General features: G+C 63.4%; 20 protein-coding genes. 7 read left to right on the top strand and 13 right to left on the bottom strand.

The features are described 5' to 3' along the window. The first annotated feature begins 56 nt into the window (after window positions 1-56). Window positions 57-1,010: a 4-(cytidine 5'-diphospho)-2-C-methyl-D-erythritol kinase gene (locus BSG19_RS09190; RefSeq protein ID WP_092987397.1), complete on the top strand. Its 954-nt coding sequence runs from the start codon at window positions 57-59 to the stop codon at window positions 1,008-1,010. Next, a complete protein-coding gene (gene moaB / locus BSG19_RS09185) occupies window positions 1,007-1,543 on the top strand; it encodes a molybdenum cofactor biosynthesis protein B (RefSeq protein ID WP_092986947.1) in 537 nt (178 codons plus the stop codon). Before BSG19_RS09190 ends, moaB begins: the two co-directional genes overlap by 4 nt. A gap of 29 nt (window positions 1,544-1,572) precedes the next feature. Here moaB and BSG19_RS09180 read toward each other — a convergent pair whose 3' ends face one another. Continuing rightward, complete coding sequence (locus BSG19_RS09180) at window positions 1,573-2,085, bottom strand: glycosyltransferase family protein (RefSeq protein WP_092987395.1); 513 nt, start codon at window positions 2,083-2,085, stop codon at window positions 1,573-1,575. Between the two features lie 232 nt (window positions 2,086-2,317). On the opposite strand from BSG19_RS09180, the gene BSG19_RS09175 reads away from it, so the two are divergent. The 4 genes from BSG19_RS09175 (at window position 2,318) to BSG19_RS09160 (ending at window position 5,563) form a co-directional block, all read left to right on the top strand. Further along, a complete protein-coding gene (locus BSG19_RS09175; protein ID WP_092986945.1) occupies window positions 2,318-3,475 on the top strand; it encodes a PA0069 family radical SAM protein in 1,158 nt (385 codons plus the stop codon). Between the two features lie 181 nt (window positions 3,476-3,656). Further along, window positions 3,657-4,352, top strand: coding sequence for a ribonuclease HII (locus BSG19_RS09170; protein ID WP_092986943.1), 696 nt, complete (start codon window positions 3,657-3,659; stop codon window positions 4,350-4,352). A 61-nt stretch (window positions 4,353-4,413) separates the two neighbouring features. Beyond that, on the top strand, window positions 4,414-4,593 hold the full coding sequence (locus BSG19_RS09165) for a hypothetical protein (protein ID WP_139274747.1): 180 nt from the start codon (window positions 4,414-4,416) through the stop codon (window positions 4,591-4,593). 355 nt (window positions 4,594-4,948) lie between these two features. Next, entirely contained in the window at window positions 4,949-5,563 is a 615-nt protein-coding gene (locus tag BSG19_RS09160) for a LysE family translocator (protein ID WP_092986939.1), read from the top strand. 363 nt (window positions 5,564-5,926) lie between these two features. Here the strand turns inward: BSG19_RS09160 and BSG19_RS09155 are convergent, their stop codons facing one another. The 6 genes from BSG19_RS09155 to BSG19_RS09130 form a co-directional block, all read right to left on the bottom strand. After that, the gene (locus BSG19_RS09155; RefSeq protein WP_170865915.1) at window positions 5,927-6,412 is read right to left on the bottom strand and encodes a F0F1 ATP synthase subunit B; all 486 of its coding nucleotides are present in this window, start codon (window positions 6,410-6,412) and stop codon (window positions 5,927-5,929) included. A gap of 18 nt (window positions 6,413-6,430) precedes the next feature. Then, complete coding sequence (locus BSG19_RS09150; RefSeq protein WP_092986935.1) at window positions 6,431-7,039, bottom strand: F0F1 ATP synthase subunit B; 609 nt, start codon at window positions 7,037-7,039, stop codon at window positions 6,431-6,433. Between the two features lie 198 nt (window positions 7,040-7,237). After that, window positions 7,238-7,465, bottom strand: coding sequence for a F0F1 ATP synthase subunit C (locus tag BSG19_RS09145; RefSeq protein ID WP_056332699.1), 228 nt, complete (start codon window positions 7,463-7,465; stop codon window positions 7,238-7,240). Between the two features lie 79 nt (window positions 7,466-7,544). Next, complete coding sequence (locus tag BSG19_RS09140; RefSeq protein ID WP_280142397.1) at window positions 7,545-8,306, bottom strand: F0F1 ATP synthase subunit A; 762 nt, start codon at window positions 8,304-8,306, stop codon at window positions 7,545-7,547. A 58-nt stretch (window positions 8,307-8,364) separates the two neighbouring features. Next, the gene (locus tag BSG19_RS09135) at window positions 8,365-8,745 is read right to left on the bottom strand and encodes an AtpZ/AtpI family protein (RefSeq protein WP_092986932.1); all 381 of its coding nucleotides are present in this window, start codon (window positions 8,743-8,745) and stop codon (window positions 8,365-8,367) included. A 336-nt stretch (window positions 8,746-9,081) separates the two neighbouring features. After that, entirely contained in the window at window positions 9,082-10,275 is a 1,194-nt protein-coding gene (locus BSG19_RS09130) for a cell wall hydrolase (RefSeq protein WP_092986930.1), read from the bottom strand. Window positions 10,276-10,802: 527 nt separating this feature from the next. Between BSG19_RS09130 and BSG19_RS09125 the strand changes: the two genes are divergently transcribed. Next, the gene (locus BSG19_RS09125; protein ID WP_170865896.1) at window positions 10,803-11,723 is read left to right on the top strand and encodes an SDR family oxidoreductase; all 921 of its coding nucleotides are present in this window, start codon (window positions 10,803-10,805) and stop codon (window positions 11,721-11,723) included. A 64-nt stretch (window positions 11,724-11,787) separates the two neighbouring features. Here BSG19_RS09125 and BSG19_RS09120 read toward each other — a convergent pair whose 3' ends face one another. The 6 genes from BSG19_RS09120 to BSG19_RS09095 all read right to left on the bottom strand — a co-directional run bounded on the left by BSG19_RS09120 (window position 11,788) and on the right by BSG19_RS09095 (window position 19,293). After that, window positions 11,788-13,752 (bottom strand): potassium transporter Kup, encoded by a 1,965-nt coding sequence (locus BSG19_RS09120; RefSeq protein ID WP_092986928.1) that lies wholly within the window; start codon window positions 13,750-13,752, stop codon window positions 11,788-11,790. A gap of 18 nt (window positions 13,753-13,770) precedes the next feature. Next, window positions 13,771-14,748 (bottom strand): magnesium transporter CorA family protein, encoded by a 978-nt coding sequence (locus tag BSG19_RS09115; protein ID WP_092986926.1) that lies wholly within the window; start codon window positions 14,746-14,748, stop codon window positions 13,771-13,773. A gap of 359 nt (window positions 14,749-15,107) precedes the next feature. Next, window positions 15,108-16,310, bottom strand: a complete 1,203-nt coding sequence (locus BSG19_RS09110) for an Mrp/NBP35 family ATP-binding protein (RefSeq protein ID WP_092986924.1) — start codon at window positions 16,308-16,310, stop codon at window positions 15,108-15,110. Window positions 16,311-16,724: 414 nt separating this feature from the next. Continuing rightward, a complete protein-coding gene (locus BSG19_RS09105) occupies window positions 16,725-17,498 on the bottom strand; it encodes a helix-turn-helix transcriptional regulator (RefSeq protein WP_092986922.1) in 774 nt (257 codons plus the stop codon). 97 nt (window positions 17,499-17,595) lie between these two features. Further along, window positions 17,596-18,327, bottom strand: a complete 732-nt coding sequence (locus BSG19_RS09100; protein WP_092986920.1) for a helix-turn-helix transcriptional regulator — start codon at window positions 18,325-18,327, stop codon at window positions 17,596-17,598. Window positions 18,328-18,528: 201 nt separating this feature from the next. Further along, on the bottom strand, window positions 18,529-19,293 hold the full coding sequence (locus tag BSG19_RS09095) for an IclR family transcriptional regulator (protein ID WP_092987391.1): 765 nt from the start codon (window positions 19,291-19,293) through the stop codon (window positions 18,529-18,531). Window positions 19,294-19,403: the final 110 nt, after the last annotated feature.

Genomic DNA, 19,403 nt, shown 5'->3' with positions numbered 1-19,403 from the left:
GGCCCGTGCCTGACGCTCTCGTCCTGCCGGCCGTCGCAAGTTCGGCTTCCGCCCGTCTGCCGGCGGCGGCGGGCGCTGCCGTCCCACTGGTGCTCACCGCGCCGGCGAAGATCAATCTTGCACTGCATGTCGTCGGCCAGCGTGCCGACGGCCACCACCTGCTGGAAAGCCTCGTGACGTTTGCGGATGCCGGAGATCTGCTGTCGGTGACCCCGGCGGAGGCCGACGGCTTTTCCGTCTCCGGGCCGTTTGCTGGCGATGTGCCTGTCGATGCGGATGGCAGAGACGCCAATCTGGTCCTCAAAGCGCGAGACCTGCTGCGCACGCGCCTGACCATGCTCGGCCTGCCGTGCGGACCGGTCGCCCTGCATCTGACGAAGAACCTGCCCGTCGCCTCCGGCATCGGCGGCGGATCGGCGGATGCTGCCGCGGCCCTTACCGGGCTTTTGCGCCTCTGGAGCCTGGCGCCGGATGCCCCTGCGGATCTCGATCTGGCCGCACTCGGCCTTTCGCTCGGGGCGGATTTGCCGATGTGCCTGACCGGCCGGCCGCTGGTTGCGCGCGGTATCGGCGAGGCGATCACGCCTGTCGTCGGCCTTCCCGCCTTTCCGGCCTTGCTGGTCAATCCCGGTGCTGCGGTCTCCACGCCCGCCGTGTTTCGCGCGCTCAGCGACAAGACCAACCCGCCATTGATGCTTCCCGAACGGCTGGCTTCCCCGGAAGACTGGATCGCGGCCATCGCCGCGGCACGCAACGATCTGGAACCGCCGGCGCTCTCGCTTGCGCCGGTTATCGGACTGGCACGGGCAGCCCTTTCGGAGGCCGGCGCGGCTCTCAGCCGCATGTCCGGCTCCGGTGCAACCTGCTTCGGGCTCTTCTGCGACGTCGAGGCGCGCGACCGGGCGGCCGCGGACATCCGTGCTTCCCATCCCGACTGGTATCTTCTGCCTTGCAATACATTGGGGAGCCATTGCGGGGTTCCCGACACCGAGAGGACGAAGACCCTATGACGATCGACACGACACGCAGCTTCGTGCCCGTTTCCATCGCGGTGCTCACCGTTTCCGACACCCGCACGCCGGAGACGGACACATCCGGCGACACGCTGGTGGCGCGACTGACGCAGGCCGGCCATGTGCTGGCGGCGCGCGGCATCGTGGCCGACGACCGTGCCGCCATTGCCGGGCAGGTCACGGCCTGGAGCCTCGACCCCGACATCGACGTTATCATCACCACCGGCGGCACGGGCTTTACCGGGCGGGACGTAACGCCGGAGGCGCTGGAGCCGCTGTTCGAAAAGAAGATGGACGGCTTCTCCGCCATCTTCCATCGTCTTTCCTATGAGAAGATCGGCACCTCGACCATCCAGTCGCGTGCCACCGGCGGCGTGTTGAACGCAACCTTCGTTTTCGTCCTGCCGGGCTCGCCCGGAGCCTGCCGCGATGCATGGGACGGAATCCTCAGCCAGCAACTCGACCTGCGCCACCGCCCCTGCAATTTCGTGGAGATCATGCCACGGCTGGACGAACACCTGAAGCGCTGAGAGCGTGGTGAGGGCCTTTCTTGAAACCCTTAACGACCTGAAGCCCAGGCGGGCATAAGCTCGCTAGACAGGCGGTGCACGCCGCGGCGGGACACGAAATCGGCGAGCGTCATGCCCGGTCTCGTCATACCGGTGACCTGAGCGCGCTTGATCAGGAAGCCCAGCTCAAGCGGCGGGCGGCGCGATGCGAGACGTGCCAGAAGCGGCCTTCGGTGCCGGCGGGAGGCGGAGAAGCAGGCAGGACCGCCGCCGATGGCCATGTGCTCGGCGATCTCATCCACCCAGCGCCCGAGCGGCCGGGCGCCCGGCTCGATCAACAGGAGCCACTCGCCCCGCGCCGACCCGATGACATCCGCCATATCCCAGCTTGTGAGGAACCGCGCACCTGCCGCGTCGGCAACGCGGCCGGAGGCATCCTGCGAGCCGTGATCGAGGATGATCACGTCGCTGACAAGCCCCTCCACGGCGCCGGCCACCAGCGCGGCCAGCGATTGTGCCAGCCTCGTCTCGCTATCGCGGGTTTCCATCAGGATCGTGAGCATGGCCGGTCCTACCGCATTGCACATCGGAATGCCATAAATCCTGCCAAGATCAGGCAAGTATCCTGTCATTCATGATGAATCCGCGCGCTACCCGACCCAGCCGAAAGGATCCCGATGCGGTCGACAGTGTATTTGTTCTTGCATTGTTCTCATTTTATGGTTAGCACTAACGGAAGAGAGACGACATGACGATTGGGTAAAGCCAGATCGTCCATGTTCCCCGGAGTGTCCCATGAACGATCTGTCCCATGTAAGGCAGGGCGCATTCGCGCCCGGCAATCGGGCCGATGTTGCCGACGCGCTGATGGTCGAGAGCGGCCTTCGCATCGAGGTGGATCGCCGTCGCGGGCGCGGCGCCGGGATCAATACCTCGGGAAGGTTCGAGCCTGTGACGCGCAGCACCGAGGATGATGGCTGGAATTCTCTGGAAGACCTGCCGCCGTTCAAGACGGAGGTGCAGGTGGAAAAGCCGCGCACGATCATCGCGCGCAACGATTCGCCCGACATTCCCTTCGACCGTTCGGTCAATCCCTACCGTGGCTGCGAGCATGGCTGCATCTACTGTTTCGCGCGACCGACGCATGCCTACATGGGCCTGTCCGCAGGACTGGATTTCGAGGCGCGGCTGTTTGCCAAGCCCGATGCGGCCAAGCTGCTGGAGCGCGAACTGGCCAAGCCCGGCTACAAGGTGAAGCCGATCGCCATCGGGACGAATACGGATCCCTATCAGCCAATCGAGAAGGAGTGGCGGATCATGCGCCAGATTCTCGAGGTGCTGAAGGCGGCGGATCACCCGGTCATGATCGTCACCAAATCGGCGATGGTCATCCGTGACATCGACATTCTCGCCCCCATGGCAGAGAAAGGCCTGGCGCGCGTCGGCCTGTCGGTCACGACGCTCGACCGCAAGCTGGCGCGACTGATGGAGCCTCGTGCCTCGACGCCGGAAAAGCGGCTGGACGCGATCCGCAAGCTGTCGGAGGCCGGTATTCCCACCAGCGTGCTGATGGCGCCCGTCATCCCGGCGCTGAACGACCACGAGATCGAGCGCGTGCTGGATTCAGCCAAGGCGGCCGGCGCGACGGAGGCGAGCTATGTCATCCTGCGCCTGCCGCTGGAGGTGAGCCCCCTCTTCCGCGACTGGCTGCTGCAACATTATCCCGACCGCTACCGGCACGTCATGTCGCTCGTGCGCTCGATGCGCGACGGCAAGGACTACGATGCCGACTTCACCAAGCGGATGAAGGGCGCCGGTCCCTATGCCTGGCAGATCGGCCGCCGCTTCGAGCTTGCCGCCAAGCGTCTTGAGCTGAACACCAACCGGCGGGCGTTGAACTGCGACATCTTCGTTCCCCCGCTCGGGACAGGCGTCCAGCTTTCCCTGCTCTGAGCCTAACCGATCTTTCCCTCCGGCTTGATGCCGGATGATGAATGGGGCCGCATGTCCCTCGTAACATGCGGTCACTCGAGGCAGGCGGTTTCCGCAAAGCCACCTGCCCTATGCCCCCTGGCGCCGCCGCATCCGCCTGGGGGTCTTGCGGGGAATCGGTCTCTCGTGCGAGTTTCCCACCATGGCACGCCGCATCACGACCGATTCCCCGCTTCTCTTCGATATCCGTCTGACACCTGATTTCAGTCTGGAAGACGCGGCACGGCGGGAAGGCCTTTGGCCTGTTGCCGGCACGGACGAGGCCGGACGAGGCCCGCTTGCCGGTCCTGTGGTCGCAGCCGCCGTCATTCTCGACCCGAAGCGCATCCCTGAGGGTTTGAACGACAGCAAGCAGCTGACGGCGCAGCGACGCGAAGTGCTGTTTGCCGAAATCCTTGCGACCGCGACTGTCTCCATCGCATCGTCGGGCGCGGGCCGCATCGACGGCACGGATATTCGCAAGGCAAGCCTGGACGCGATGCGGCGCGCGGTCTGCGGCCTTAACCGGCGGCCGGCCCTCGTTCTTGCGGACGGCCGGGACGTGCCGCCCGGGCTCGCCTGCGAAGGCCGCGCCGTCATCAAGGGCGACGCCCGCTCCCTGTCCATCGCCGCAGCCTCCATCGTCGCCAAGGTCGCCCGCGACAGGATGATGACACGGGCGGACGGCGTCTTTCCCGGCTACGGCTTTGCCATGCATGCCGGCTACGCCACCGCGCATCACCGCAGCGCCATCATCCTTCACGGCCCCTGCCGGCTTCACCGTATGACGTTTCGCCCGTTGCGGAGCGATGAAGCCGAGACGGACATCGCTTCGGCCGAGATCTCTGTGATACGCTGAAGCAGCCTTTGCCCAGTCTCCTCCGATGCATCCGGGCAGATCCCCAGCCCGATCCGCGCCGGTGCCGGACCTCGTGGCTGTCTCCGGCAGGCAGTCGGCGGCGCTTGCCGAGGTCACGTCCGCCGCCGGGCAGATGGACATGGTCGTGCGGCAGAGCGCCGACATGATCGAAGACTCGGGCGCCGTGACCGCAGGACCCCGCCTCGGGGCTTCCGATCTCGGCAGACCGCCCAATTACTAGCATCACCTGCAACATCAGCGGCTCCATGCTGCCTGAGGCTCGGCTTGAAGCGGCACGTTATGATTGGTGCCCGACGCAGCCTCCAACACCCGGAGCACCAAGCAAGATTTTGGGTGAACCCGGTTCAAGACATCCTGCAACAGGACCTCATATTTCCTCCGTTGCTGTGGTGCACAACAGCCTGTGTCGACCGCGCGACAGACCGTGCCGCCGTTCAACCGGACAAACCATGCGAGCGTGCCGAGAGAGCGACGTTCGCAGGAGTCCATGAGCGACGCCTCATCTTCTGCTGGAACCGCTCGGAAAGACATTGTAGGCTGGATCTCATCGGCTCCCCGCGCCGCAGGAGAACCACATGGATGCTGTGACGCTTCTTGCCTTCGCCCTGACCTTCTTCGTCTTCGCCGCAAGTCCCGGGCCGGACAATATGACGATCGTGCTGCGCACGATCTCCCATGGCCCCGCCTCCGGTCTTGCCTATGGCGCCGGCACCGTCTTCGGTATTCTCGTTTTCCTGTCGCTGGCCGCCTTCGGCCTCTCGGTGCTTGCCTCGGAGATGGGCACACTGATGACCGCCCTTCGTTTCGCGGGCGCTGCCTATCTCGTCTGGATGGGAATACGCCTTTGGACAGCGGTGCCTGTCCTTCCCGAAATGCAGGCGCTCTCCGACCGGGGCAGCCTCCTCGGCGTCTTCTGCACGGGCATTGCGCTGAACCTTGGCAATCCGAAAATGCCGCTCTTCTACATCGCGCTTCTGCCGAATGTCGTCGGCACGACATTCACGACAACGACACTTCTCGAACTCGCAGCGATCATTCTTGCCGTCGAGGCCGTGGTGATCGGTGGCCATGTTCTTCTCGCCATTCGAGCACGCCGACTGCTGCGAACCACCAAGGTCATCCGTCGTGTCAACCGGGCAGCAGGCGGGTTGATGATCGGCGCTGCCGTGGGGATCGTCGCGACGCGGTGACGGTTGTGGATTGTGGAACGGGGTACGAGGAAGGCGTCAACGTGGGCAGCAACCCCTCCTCCGGCGACTGCCACCTCTCCCTGCGCACGGGGAGAAGGGACCCTTAGGCACTGCTTCCGCCACACATCAAAATCAAAACGCCATGCAGGGCACGTCCCCTCGTTCCGCAAGCGGAGGAGAAGCTCAGGGTGAGGGATAGCCTCGAAGTCTTGCTGGTCTGGCAAACGAAAAAGGCCGGCACCATGGGCCAGCCTTTCGATCGTTTCCTTGCCGTCCCTGTCCGCTCGTCTTTGCGGCGTGTCCGACATTCGGGCACCGAGGCCTCCCGATGCCAAAGCACAAGGCATCCGGTGCAGATTGCGCTTAGTTCAGCCGCGTCTTGACCTCGCTGACGGAGCTGGCGAAGAGGGCCTGCTGGGTCGGCGCGTCGGCCTTGGCTTCGATGACGTGTTCTGCAGCGGCAATCGCGATATCGACCGCCGTGGCGCGGACTGCGTTGATGGCGTCGGTTTCGGCCTGGCGGATCTTCTGCTCCGACAGCGTGGTGCGGCGGGCGACGAATTCTTCCGTCTTCAGCTTGGCATCGGCCGTCAGCGCTTCGGCTTCACGCTCGGCGGCAGCCACAATATTGGCGGCTTCCGCTTCGGCTTCCTTGCGCTTCTTCTGGTATTCCACCAGCAGGGCCTGTGCTTCTTCCCGAAGACGCTTGGCTTCAGCGAGCTCGTTGCGAATGCGCGCCGCACGCTCGTCAAGCTGCTTGCCCATCATGCCGGGTACCTTGAGGTACACGATGAGAGCGAGGAAAAGGACGAGGCCGACGGTCGCCCAGAATGTTGCCAGAGAGGTCAAATCCATCTGTCTTCTCCCTTACTCTGCCGCAGCCTTGACGGCGGATGCGATTTCGGTGCGTGGCACGTCGCGGCCAAGCAGCTGCTCGACGACGGTGGACGCGGTTTCCTCGGCGATAGCGCCGACATCGGCAAGCGCGCTGGCCTTGATGTCCGCTATGCGGCTTTCGGCAGCGACGATCTTGTCGTTGAGAGCAGCTTCGATGGCGGCGCGGTCGGCAGCAGCCTTCACCTTGGCCGCTTCGCGGGCGCTGGCGGCGATGGCGTTACCCTTGGCGCGGGCGGCAGCCAGTTCCTGCTCGTAGGACGCGATAGCGGCGTCGGCATCGGCTTTGGAGCGCGATGCCGCGTCGAGATCGCGGGCGATGGCATCATGACGCTCGCCAAGGATAGCAGCGATCCGCGGCATGATCACCTTCTGCATCAGCAGATAGAACAGGCCGAACGTGATCGCCAGCCACACGAGCTGCGATGCGAATGTCGATTGGTCGAAAGGCGGAAACACGCCGGAGCCGTGGGCGCCTTCCGATGCGACACCGGTCTCGGTGTGCACGTCGCCAGGCGCGGCATGGGGTGTCTCGCCCTCGGGAGGTGTGGTTGACTGGGCATAGGCCGCGGTCACGAACATGCTCATCTCCAGGGGCAACTCAAAAGGCCAAGCTGATGTCCCCTTCTATACGCGAAGGAGAATGGCGGCACTGTAAAAGGATGACGGGCCGCGACGGATCGCGGCACTGTCAAAGCATAACGGGCCACGACGTCGTCGCGGCACTGTTCAGAGCATAACGGGCCACGACGTCGTCGCGGCCCGGCGAGCTCGACCGTCTTAGACGGCGAACAGGAGGAGCAGAGCTACGAGCAGCGAGAAGATGCCCAGAGCTTCCGTAACGGCGAAGCCGAATACGAGGCGGCCGAACTGGCTGTCGGCTGCCGACGGGTTGCGAAGCGCGCCCGAGAGGTAGCTGCCGAAGATGTTGCCGAGGCCGAGAGCCGTGCCGGCCATGCCGAGGCATGCCAGACCCGCGCCGATGTACTTTGCTGCTTCCGCTTCCATGTTGATCTCCTTGAGAAGGGTTGTTGCGGCTTTTCTTGGCAGGCGCGACGATCGATTGCCGGCCTGCGTGACTTATTCCTCAGTGACCGCCCGGATGGACCGCGTCGTTCAGGTACATGCAGGTCAGTACCGCGAAGACGTAGGCCTGAAGGAAGGCGACGAGGAATTCGAGACCCGTGAGCGCCACGGTCATGATGAGAGGCAGGATGGCGCCGCCGATGCCGAGCGCACCCATGGTGCCGAGCGATGCGACGAAACCTGCAAAAACCTTCAGCGTGATGTGACCCGCCAGCATGTTGGCGAAGAGACGGACCGAGAGGCTGATGGGGCGCGACAGGAACGAGATGATTTCGATGGCGACGACCAGCGGCAGCAGGATGCCGGGAACGCCCGAGGGGACGAACACCTTCAGGAAGCCGAAGCCATGCTTGTAGAAGCCATAGACCAGGACCGTGCCGATGACGAAGAGCGCGAGCGCGAAGGTCACGATGATCTGACTGGTGATGGTGAAGAAGTAAGGCACCATGCCGAGGAGGTTCGCCGTCAGGATGAACATGAACAGCGAGAAGACCATCGGGAAGAAGTGCATGCCGTGGCTGCCGGCGCCTTCGCGCAGCATGGAGGCGATGAATTCGTAGGACAGCTCCGACACCGACTGCATACGGCCGGGAACGACCGAGCGCGGCGTGGTGGTGAAGTAGAGGAAGCCGATGGCAACGACCAGCGTCGCGACCATGAACAGGGATGCGTTGGTGAAGGAGAGATTCAGGCCGCCGATATGGATCGGGACGATCTCGTTGATCATAAACTGGTGGGTCGGATCTACCTTATCGCCTGCCACTGTCGTTCTCTCTCACTCTCAGCCGCTTGAAGCGGTTGTTTCCCGTTGCCGCACCTTGTCAGGCGCCGCCACCCTTGTTGTCGTCGCCGACATCGCCCTGTCTCTCGCCGACACGATCGGCCGGATGGGGCGAAGCCACCATGCCCGCAGATCGCATGACGTTCAGCACGCCGGCGCAGAAACCGAGGAGGAGAAGCACGATCATCCCCCAGGGCGCTGTACCCGCAAAAGTATCCAGAAGATAGCCCAGAAGCGCCCCGACAATGACGGCCGCCACGAATTCGCTCGAAAGCTTGATCGCGACTTGATAGCCCTTGCGGTTTCCGGCAGCCCTCGCCTCGTCCGCCGCGTCGCGACTTTCATTGCCGCGCCGTTCCGACAGTTGAGCATCGAGGCGTTTGCGCCGCTCCTCCAGACCTTCGTTCCGGTCGTCCGTCATGGCCCCTCCCCTCGCGTCTCCGACCCCCGTCATAAACCATGGGGACGGCCACACAAAGGCCCGATTTGAAGCCACTCTGGCCCGTTTGAAGTCGGCCGCACCATAGTTTTGGCGTCGCGCATAGTCAAGGCGAAGACATGCCCTGGCGAGCGACAATATTCGGCTGACAAATCAACGAGTTGTGATCGAAATATTCCCGTCCGGCGGAATCTGTCCCCAGCTGTTGCCGGTATTGGCATCCGGCACGGGCAATACGGGGAACGCGCGGACGAGCGCAGCTTGCCCGGACGCCGCTCCGGGCGCTGTGGCGCGGCGGGCGATTCTCCCTATGCGCAGTCAGCTCCAGCCGCCGCCATAGGTGCGGTAGAAGATGTGCTTGCCAATCTGGGTCAGCCGCTTCATCGTCGGGCCCCAGTCGGGGCGGACATAGGTCGCGTGGTAGTGCGTAGCGGAGCCCACTTCCGGCAGCCAGATCTTTCCGGCAGTGACCGCCAGCGCGATTTCCTTGGCGATCTGCCAGTGCGCCGGCGACCAGACGATGTCCGGAATGCGGTCGCAGGCAAACGAGAACTGGCAGCGATTGTAGAGGTTCTTGTTCTGGTAGACGACGCCGCAGATGGAGCCGGGATAGGTCGGATTTCGCACGCGGTTGAGGATGACCTGTGCGACGGCGGCCTGGCCCTTCACCGATTCTCCACGTGATTCGAAATAGATCCCGGACGTCAGGCATTTTTGCTCGGCTTCGCTAAAGGCATCTGCCGGCAGCGGATTTGCGGCCCAGGCGTGGTCTTCGGGCGAGATATCGGGGATGAAGCGCCCGTTGCCCGCATCGTCCTTCAGGATCGAATCGAAGGGCGACTCGCGGGCATAATCGGGTTCGGCCGGCGCATAGGCGGTCGCGAGAATATCGGCGCGGTTGTTGGTGACGAGGCTCGCAATCATTGGCGACATCGTTTCGTCACGCTTCGGCGGTGTTTTCTTGTAGAACGCGGTGGCAATCACGATTTCCTGGCCGCGGATCTTCGGACGGGCGAAGACCATGCGCTCCTGCGTGTCGAAGACGGGAACCGTCAGCGCGCTGGTGCGCTGCAGGATCGAGCCGGCGGAGAAATCCTTCGGCGGTGTGACAGGAACGACCGTGACGATTCGGCCCTTCTTGTCCTTGCGGTTGACGCGTTCCTCATCGGTGCGCGGATCGGACTGCTTGTCGGCGGCCGCGAGCGAGACCATGCCGCCATCCGGCAGCGTCATGCCCGCGCCGTCGCCAAGCGCCGCGGTGGTGATCGGATCGTTGAAAACCATTTCCGCTTCGTGCAGGGAGCCGGCCGGCGATGCGGTCATGTGCATCCGCCACCGCTCGCCACCCCGGTTGATGCCGGAGATGAATGTCGCGAGGTCGGCATGCGCCGAAACGCTGGGAAAACCGACGAAGAGGCCGAGGGCGAGGAGAAGCGGTGTGGACCAGCGCCGTGAAGGGCTTGGCGAGGCGGATGCCGGAGAACGGCCTTTCGAACGAACTTTCTGACGCACAGGCAACTCCACGCACACCCAGGTGACGCACACGCGCAAGATCGCTTGCCCGGCCGAGAGGATCGGCCGGAACGCGTTTCTCCGCGAACATCCAACGAAAATGCAGGTCCGGCGCGATCCATCCGAAGCGGTGCCAGGCGCCTGCTCTATGGATGACAATGAAGCATTAACCTTAATGCGGGGTAAATGCCGGGGGACGGATGCGGGTGGTGGTGGAGGCAAGCCTTCTTTCGCAGCCCCTCAAAACCCGGATCATCGCCCGCCACCGCAACGCCGCCGTCCGGCTCGCCGTCAGGCGCAAATCGTCCGCCGCCCGCTTGACCCGGCTCAGCCCCTGGGCTCTACTGAGCCCGTCAAAACGGCAGGCTTGGTCTGGGTAGGCCCAAGCCCTTTTCCGATCTCGGGAAAGCTCTCTTCGCATCGTGCCGATGCGATCCCCGACAGTCCCGCACGCGCGTCGTGCTTTTGGGTCTGTTCGGTGCCGTGGACGACGCCGCTCCGACAGGCCGTTCTGAAGGAGCAATTCCATGACACGGATCGACAGATCGAAACCCATCCTCGTCTTTCTCGCCGGCGGCGTGCAGGGCGGCGCCGTGGTGCGGGCCGCGCTGGCGCGCGGGCTCAGGGTCCGAGCCCCGGTGCGCGACCGAACGCGCGCGGCGGCGCTCGACCTACCCGGCATCGCCTTGGCGGAAGGTGATCTTGACGATGCCGCCTCTCTTGCCGATGCAAGCAGCGGCATCGACCATGCCGTGCTTCAGGTGCCGAGCGGGCCTGCGGAAGCCATGACGGCGCAGGCGCAGAATGCGCTCTCCGCATTCAGGGCGGCAGGCGTCAAATCCTTCATCCTCAAGCTGGCCAGCGCCAGCCGGCCCCTCGCTTGCGAGGAACCGAGTTTCGTGGCCAACCAGATGATCGAGGATGCGGCTTACAGATCCGGCCTGCCTTTCACGGTTCTGCGTCCAACCCTGTATCTCGACAACCTCCTGAAGCCATCGGCACGCAGGGAGATGATGGTGGATAGCGTGTTCGCACCGCCGATTCCGGCATCGCAGCGCATCGCCTGGACCTCCGCCGAGGACTGCGCGGAGGCCGCGCTGACGCTTCTCGAACAGGACGAGATGGGCGGCGATCACCGCATCGCCGGACGGGAAAGCCTGACGGGAGATGAACTCGCAGCCCGCATCAGCGCCGGGCTCGGACGCGCGATCCGGTATCGCGGCCAGCCGCTGGACGCGTTCGAGCGCGAGATCGATGCGGCGATGGGAGCAGGAACCGGGCGGCGCATCGCCTCGAAGTTCCGCTATTTCGCTGCACATCCCGACGAAGCGGACACCATTCTCGCGCGGCCTTTCACGCCCGAGCCGGGTCTGGAAACATTCCGGCCGACCGATGTCGAAAGCTGGGTCCGGACCCGCCAGGCAGAATTTCACGACGGGTGGTCGTGAAGGTTTGATCGGGGAAGGAGAGAAGGAAGGCAGAGAAGAGCTTTCTTCGCTCTCCCCGAAACCCTCAGATGATCACATGCGAACCCAGCTCCACCACGCGATTCGTGGGCAGGCGGAAGTAGTCGGAGGGGTCGATGGCGGCGTTGGCCATGGCGATGAAAAGGCGATCCTGCCATTCGGGCATGCCGGATTGGGCGTCCGGCACCAGCTTGCGGCGTCCGAGATAGAAGGAGGTCGACATGATGTCGAACTTCAGGCCGCTCTTGCGGAAAAGACCGAGCGTCTGGGAGACGTTCTGGGTTTCCATGAAGCCGAAGCGCATTTCGAGCAGGCTGAAGCGATCGGACAACTTCGTCGCGCTGACGCGGTGCTCCTTGGAGACAACAGGCGTGTTCGTCGTGCGGATGGTCAGGATGAAGTTCTGCGCGTGCAGGACGTGGTTGTGCTTGATGTTGTGCAGAAGGGCGGCGGGTGCGGATTCCGGATCGCTCGTGAGGAAGATCGCGGTACCGGGCACCTCCACGGGCGCATGCTCGCTCTTGCGCTCGATGGATTTGATGAAGGCGGCGAGCGGAATGTTGGTGTGGTGCGTCTTGTCCTGCAGGATCCTGGTGCCGCGCCGCCATGTCCACATGACCAGCACGAAGCTGGCGGCGATCATGACCGGGACGTAACCTCCATCGTGGATCTTCAGAAGGTTCGCGCCGAGGAAGACCGATTCCAGCGCCAGCAGGGGCGTCAGCAGGCCGATGGCGAGCGCCAGAGGCCAACGCCAGCGCATGCGGACGAACTGGAAGGCGAGCAGCGTATCCACCACCATCGCGCCCGTGACCGAAATGCCATAGGCGGTGGCGAGCGATTCCGACGAGCCGAAGATGAAGACCAGCGCCATGACGCCGAACATCAGGATGATGTTGACGTTCGGCACGTAGATCTGCCCGGTATTTGTTTCCGAGGTGTGGAGGATCGCCATGCGCGGCAGGAAGCCAAGGTTGATGGCCTGCCGGGTCAGCGAGAAGGCGCCGGTGATGACGGCCTGAGCCGCGATGATGGTGGCGGCCGTCGCAAGGATGACGATCGGCAGCAGCGCCCATTCCGGGAACATCAGGTAGAAGGGATCGGACATGGCTTCCGGGTGCTTCAGCACCATCGCGCCCTGGCCCAGATAATTCAGCGCCAGCGACGGGAAGACGAGGCACATCCACGCGCCCTGTATCGGTCGGCGGCCGAAATGGCCGAGATCGGCATAGAGGGCCTCGGCGCCTGTAACGGTCAGAAACACAGCGCCGAGAACGACGATGCCGACGAAGCCTGCATGGATGAGAAAACGCACCGCGTGGTAGGGATTGAACGCGGCGAGGATGCCGTAATCGTCGTGGATATGGCTGAAGCCGATGACGGCGAGCACGACGAACCAGACAAGCATGATCGGCCCGAAGAATTTCGACACGGCCTCCGTGCCGCGCGACTGGACCGCGAAGAGCGCGAGCAGGATGACCACGGAGATCGGCACGACATAATCGCTGAAGGACGGCGCGACGAGCTTCAGGCCCTCGACGGCCGAGAGGACGGAAAGCGCCGGCGCGATGATCGCATCGCCCATGAACAGGGCGGCTCCGGCAATGCCCATGAAGAAGAGATAGGTGGAGTGCCCGCGCGTGAACTTCATGAGGAGCGCCAGCAGCGACAAGGTGCCGCCCTCCCCGTTATTGTCGGCGCGCAGCAGGAAGATGACGTATTTCAGCGTGACGATGATCGTCAGCGTCCAGATCATCAGCGATACCAGACCGATGATTTCCCCACGCGTCACGCCATCCACGGCCACCGGGCGCAGCGCCTCGCGGAAGGCATAGAGCGGGCTCGTGCCGATATCGCCATAGACGACGCCGATCGAGCCGATGGCGAGGCCGAGATAGCCCTTTTTGCCGCCATGGCCATGGCTGTCGGCGTGGTCGTGGCCATGCTCCTGAGCCTGCCCGCCACCCGCCGTTTCCGGACTCTCGGGAGCCTTGATATCATTGTGCGCCATGAGAGATGATCCGGCTCGTCAGAGCCAGCCTTTCCAGCGGAAGATATAGAACGGGACGATGGCCGAGACCACCATGGCAATAAGCGCCATCGGATAGCCATAGGTCCAGTGAAGCTCCGGCATGATCTCGAAGTTCATGCCGTAGAGCGAGGCGACCAGCGTCGGCGGCAGGAAAACCACGGACGCAATGGAGAAGATCTTGATGATCGCGTTCTGCTCGACGCTGATCAGGCCGAGCGAGGCATCAAGCAGGAAGGTGATGTTGCCGAAGATGAAGGAGGCGTGTTCCGACAGCGACTGCACATCTCGGGTAACGGTGCGGCAAAGCTCCCTGGCTTCGCGCGTCTCTTGCAAAGCGGGCACGGTGTAGAGGAACGTCAGCACGCGGGAAAGCGAGGCCAGACTGTCGCGGGTCTTGGCCACCAGCCGGTGATGCGAGGCGACATCGAGAAGCCGTGCTTCCAGATAATGCGGCGGACGGCGCTTGTTCTGGGTGCGATCGCCGAAGACCTGCTGGGAAAGATTGTCGAGGCTGGCGACGGCGTGCTCCAGAATCTCCGCCGTGCGGTCGGAGATGGTCTCGAACAGGCGGGCAAGCATCATCGCGCCGTTGGAGCAGCCGCCGACGATGCGCGGCAGGCCGGCGCGGAAGAGGTCGAAGGCCTTGGGTTCGTCGTAGCGCACGGTGATCAGCTTGTCGCGCGCGAGCACGAAGGCGACATCGGTAATATCGGGATGGCCGCTATCGGCGCGGCAGACGAGCGAGGCGGTCATGAACACGGCGTCCGGCGTCGTATACATGCGGCTCGACGGCTCGATATCCTTGAGGTCGTCGCGGGTGGGAATCTCGATCTGGAGAAAGCGCTCGATCAGGTGATCCTCGGCGCGATCCGGACGCAGCATGTCGATCCAGACGATATCCTCGGGCATGGCGGCTGCCGGAGAGGCGGCATCGATGACCATCGCCTCGCCCCGGGCGTCATAGACAGTGATCATGGTGTGAACCTCGTTCCGCGGCCGTGGTGACGCAAGGTCACAGTGGTTTCGCGGATATATCCCTGGGAGTGAACGGCGGAAGGAACGGCTGAACTTTAAACCCTGACGAGCGGACATGCGATGAGCGGACACTAGACCCCGGAACCGCGGCTGGACCTTTCGTCTCGGAGACGGACCATCCGCAACGGGGTCGCGACCGACCGGCGTGCGGACAGGCATATGACGCAAGGCTCTTACAAAATCAACCGTCATCCGGTCCCCGCGCCATCCTTCAGCCACAGGACTTAACAGCCGCGGCGGCGCGAATGTCAATCGGCATCGGTGCGCGGCCCATGCTCGGACGCTGCTGGAGCGCTGCTCTACTCGAAGACGATCGACGGCATCTCGCGCGAGGTATCCGCCTTGGCTGCCGACACCTGCTCCCAGACTTTGGTGGCGATCTCACGGTAAACGGCGGCGACCGGGCCGTCCGGCTCCAGGGCAACCAGCGGCGTTCCCGCATCGGACGTTTCTCGGATGGCAATGGTCAGCGGCACCTCGCCGAGGAACGGCACGCCGATGCGCTCCGCCTCGTTGCGCGCGCCGCCATGGCCGAAGATGTCGTAGCGCGCGCCGGTGTCGGGCGCGATGAAGTAGCTCATGTTCTCGACGATGCCGAGCACGGGCACCTCGACCTTGCGGAACATGGCCAGCCCCTTGCGGGCGTCGATCAGCGCGAGGTCCTGCGGCGTCGAGACGATGACGGCGCCGGCAAGCGGCACCTGCTGCGCCATCGTCAGCTGCGCGTCACCCGTGCCGGGCGGCATGTCGACCACGAGAACGTCGAGTTCGCCCCAGGCGACCTCGCGCAGCATCTGCAGCAGCGCCGACTGGATCATCGGACCGCGCCAGATCATCGCGACCTCCTCGTCCACCAGAAAGCCCATCGACATGACCTTGAGGCCGTAATTTTCCATCGGCCTGATCATCTTGCCGCCGATCTGCTCGGGACGGCCGGAGATCTTCAGGAGTCGCGGCATGGACGGGCCATAGATATCGGCGTCGAGGATACCGACGCGGAGACCGTTCGCATGGAGTGCGAGGGCGAGGTTCGCGGACGTCGTGGACTTGCCGACGCCGCCCTTGCCCGAGGCAACCGCGATGATGGCGCCGACACCGGGAATGCCGGCTTTGACAGGGCCGCGCGGCGCGGGGTGGGCATGTGGCGCCGGGCCGGCTGTGCGTCCGGAGCCGGCCGACGCTTGGGCTGGTTTTGCGGGGGCTGGTTGTGCGGGGGCACGCGGCGCTGGCGCGCCGGCCTTGCGGTCGGCGGTCAGCGCGACCATCGCGCCCTTCACGCCGGGGATATCCTTGACCACGCGCTCGGCAGCAGCGCGCAAGGGATCGAGTTCGCGGGCGCGTTCGGCCGGCACGGTGATCGAGAAATAGACTTTGGCGTCCGAGATGAACACGTCGGAGACCAGGCCGAGATCGACGATGTTGCCTTCCAGCTCAGGGCCGCGCACGGCTCTCAAGGCATCGAGCACCTTATCCTTGCTTACCTCGACGTGATCAGCGGCCATGCTCGTTTTCCCTACGCGACGACGCGCAAGCAGCGCATCTCCTTGGGGTTAGATAATCGAGCCGGGTCGCTTCGCCAATGGAGGGCCGCGGGAAAAGACAGGCAAAGGCATGCGGCACGGTGCTGCTGGACCACGATGATTGCCACGATGCTGAAAATAACAAAGGCCGCCTTCTGCGTCCGTGTCCGTTCATCCGGGATCACGTCAGCAGAAGACGGCCTTGTTCGCGACCTTCTGGGGCGCAGTTCTTATAGAGTGGTCCCCTCTGGACCTTGCCTGTAGAGATGCAGGAAGCGTGCCAGTTCGACAAACCTGCATTTTCAGGGCTGTCTATCCGATGATCGAGAGCGACTGCTCATTTCGCGAGCAAACTTTCATGATCTGCATCTTATTCAGACGCTGGCAAACGCAAGATCAGCTGATCAGGCCGAGCCGCATCGCTTTGACGACAGCCTGAACGCGGTTCACGGCATCGAGCTTCTTGGCCACATGATTGAGGTAGTGATTGACCGTATGTTCGGAGAGACCAAGAATATCGGCGATTTCCGAACTTGTCTTGCCGGCGGCGGTCCAGTTCAGGCACTGGATCTCGCGATCGGACAGATCGACCTTTGCCTGCTCCCCGCCCATGCCGCCAATGCTGACAAGACGATTGTAGACGCGCAGACAGACCATGTGCAGATCGGTCATGACATCGATGGCCAGATCGACATTGCGGCTGAGGAAGATGAACACGGCCCGGCCGCCGGCGGCATCATGGACGGGGAAAAAAATGGCCTCGTAAAAATCCATCTCTTCCATGAGCGTCTCGCGCTCGGGCGCAAATGCCCCGCCCGCACCCTTACGACAGTCGTCCACGGTCATCCGAAACGGGGTCGTCGTCGTGCGCAAGGTGGCAAAGGCCTTGTTTTCGCGGACCGAGCCGCTGTCGTCATACCGCTGCACGATACTATCGGGCACGTTCGAGAGGATCAAAATCTCCGAATATTTCGTCTGATCGACTGTCGGCAGCGTACAGAGGAGGAAAAAGGGAAAGCCGCGAGCAGACGTGATGCGAGTCATGTGCGCGATGACGTCGTCGCAACTGTTCAGCCGCGCAATCTCGGCGATCTCGTTTTCGGCCGCATCGCCCGCGCGGCCGGCGTCTGGCATGTTCATAGTCAGGGTCTTGAGCCTCACGTCCGGCATGGATCATCTCCATCCGCCTGCCGCCGGATGTCGCTCGCGTACGCCGCTACCGGCTCCGTCGCGCGCATCGTCCCCGCGGCCTGCAACGGCGTTTGGTTCACGCGATCAATCCAGCCCGCAGGGCCTTGGCGATCGTCTGGACGCGATTGACCGAGTCCAGCTTGCGCGTTGCACGGTTGAGGTAGTGATTGACGGTATATTCGGACAGGCTCAACAGGCGCGCCATTTCGACGGTCGTCTTGCCAGCCGCGGCCAGACGCAGGCATTCGATTTCGCGACGAGACAAGGAGCCTGGCGCACGCCGCGATGCCGACCAGATCTCGCTCAGTCGATTGAAGGCATGCCCGGCCACAAAGGTCACCACGTTCAATTCCTCGCGGCTGAGTTCGGATCGGTCGCCTCCAAATGCGACGGCGCTCCGGCGCCCATCGGCATCGTGAACCGGAACGAAGACCATCCGCCCGAAGCCCGCACGGGCGAACAGGCCTTTGGCGATGTTGACCGAACTGGAAAAAGCCAGTGGCGACGTGTTGTCGATCGTAAATGGCACGGTGCTGTTGCGCAGCTGCTCGAAAACCGGACTTGCCTTCAACAAGCCGAACGCGTCATACTGCTTGACGATATCCATCGGCCAACTCGTCATCTTCACAAGCTTGAAAAGCGACGAGACAGATCGGGATGGCAGAGACAGGACAGCGAAGCCCTGAAAAGCATAATGCTCGCAGATGCTCTCGAATATGTTGCGGACATCGCTTTCCCCCTCCAGCTCGCCGATCGTCCAGCTATTGCCGGAAACGACGATTTCGGGCGAGACCCTCCTCGGACCCATGAATATTCCTCTGAATGATTATGATTCTGACAGTGCACTCCAACATTGTTGTATGCACCGAGTTCCACCACCTGAAACGATTCCGGTGGGCTTTTTTGCCAGATCCGCTACCGCTTCACTATAAATAAAGTCTGCACGACGTCCAGCGCCACTTAGCAATTGGTCTGATACATACACAACGTCGATGTTCGGATATTCGCCTTACGCATCGGGCGTAGAGACGGGACAGAGACCGACAGCCGCATCGCGTGAAATGGCATTCGCGGCATCTCTGACGCGTTCCGACCAAGCCTCCAGCTGGCAGAGCGTCACACGATAAGCCGGTCCTGTGACGGAGATGCCGCCGACGATCCCACGGCTCTCGGACACCGTGTCGCCTGTGGCGACCGGCGCGGCGACGCAACGGATTTCCGCCTCGTGCTCCTCCGCATCGATCGCATAGCCCCGTTGCCGGATGCGGTCGAGGTCGGCGACCAAAGCTGTTTGCGAGCGGTGCGTATTGGCCGTGAAGGGATGATAGGAAATGCGCGCAAGGCTGGCCTCCAGTCGCGCAGGCGGCAGAACGGACAAGGCAGCCTTACCCAATCCCGTACAATAGGCCGGCGAAACCCGGCCGATCTGGCTCTCCATCCTGACCGTCTGGCGGCTTTCCACCTTGTCGAGATAGACGATCTCGGTATTGCGGAGGACGCCCAGATGAACGGTCTCGCCGGTTTCCGCATGAAGACGGTCCAGATGCGGCCGGGCGATGCGTCGCAGGTCGTTGCGCGACCATGCCCGGTGCGCAAACGACAGGAGGCGAAGACCAGGCTCGTAGGCGAGGTCCGCACGCTGGAAGAGCAGGCCCTCATCGACCAGATGCGAAAGATGCCGATGGAGCGTTCCGCGTGGCTGGCCAGAGAGCGCGTGAATATCGGTAAATCGCAACGGGATGTCGGCCTTGACGACAAGTTCGAGGACGGCCATCGCCTTTCCCAGCGTTCCCGTGTCCGAAGCGGCCGACTGCGCCACGCGATCGCCCGAATGGTCTGCCGTATTGCCGTTTCTGGTCGATGTCGCCACTCTGCCGTCTTTCA

The organism is Rhizobium sp. NFR03, from assembly GCF_900111275.1.
GTDB lineage: Bacteria > Pseudomonadota > Alphaproteobacteria > Rhizobiales > Rhizobiaceae > Ferranicluibacter.
The sequence above is the reverse complement of the archived record's forward strand: the minus strand, read 5'-3'. Positions and strand labels throughout refer to the sequence as shown.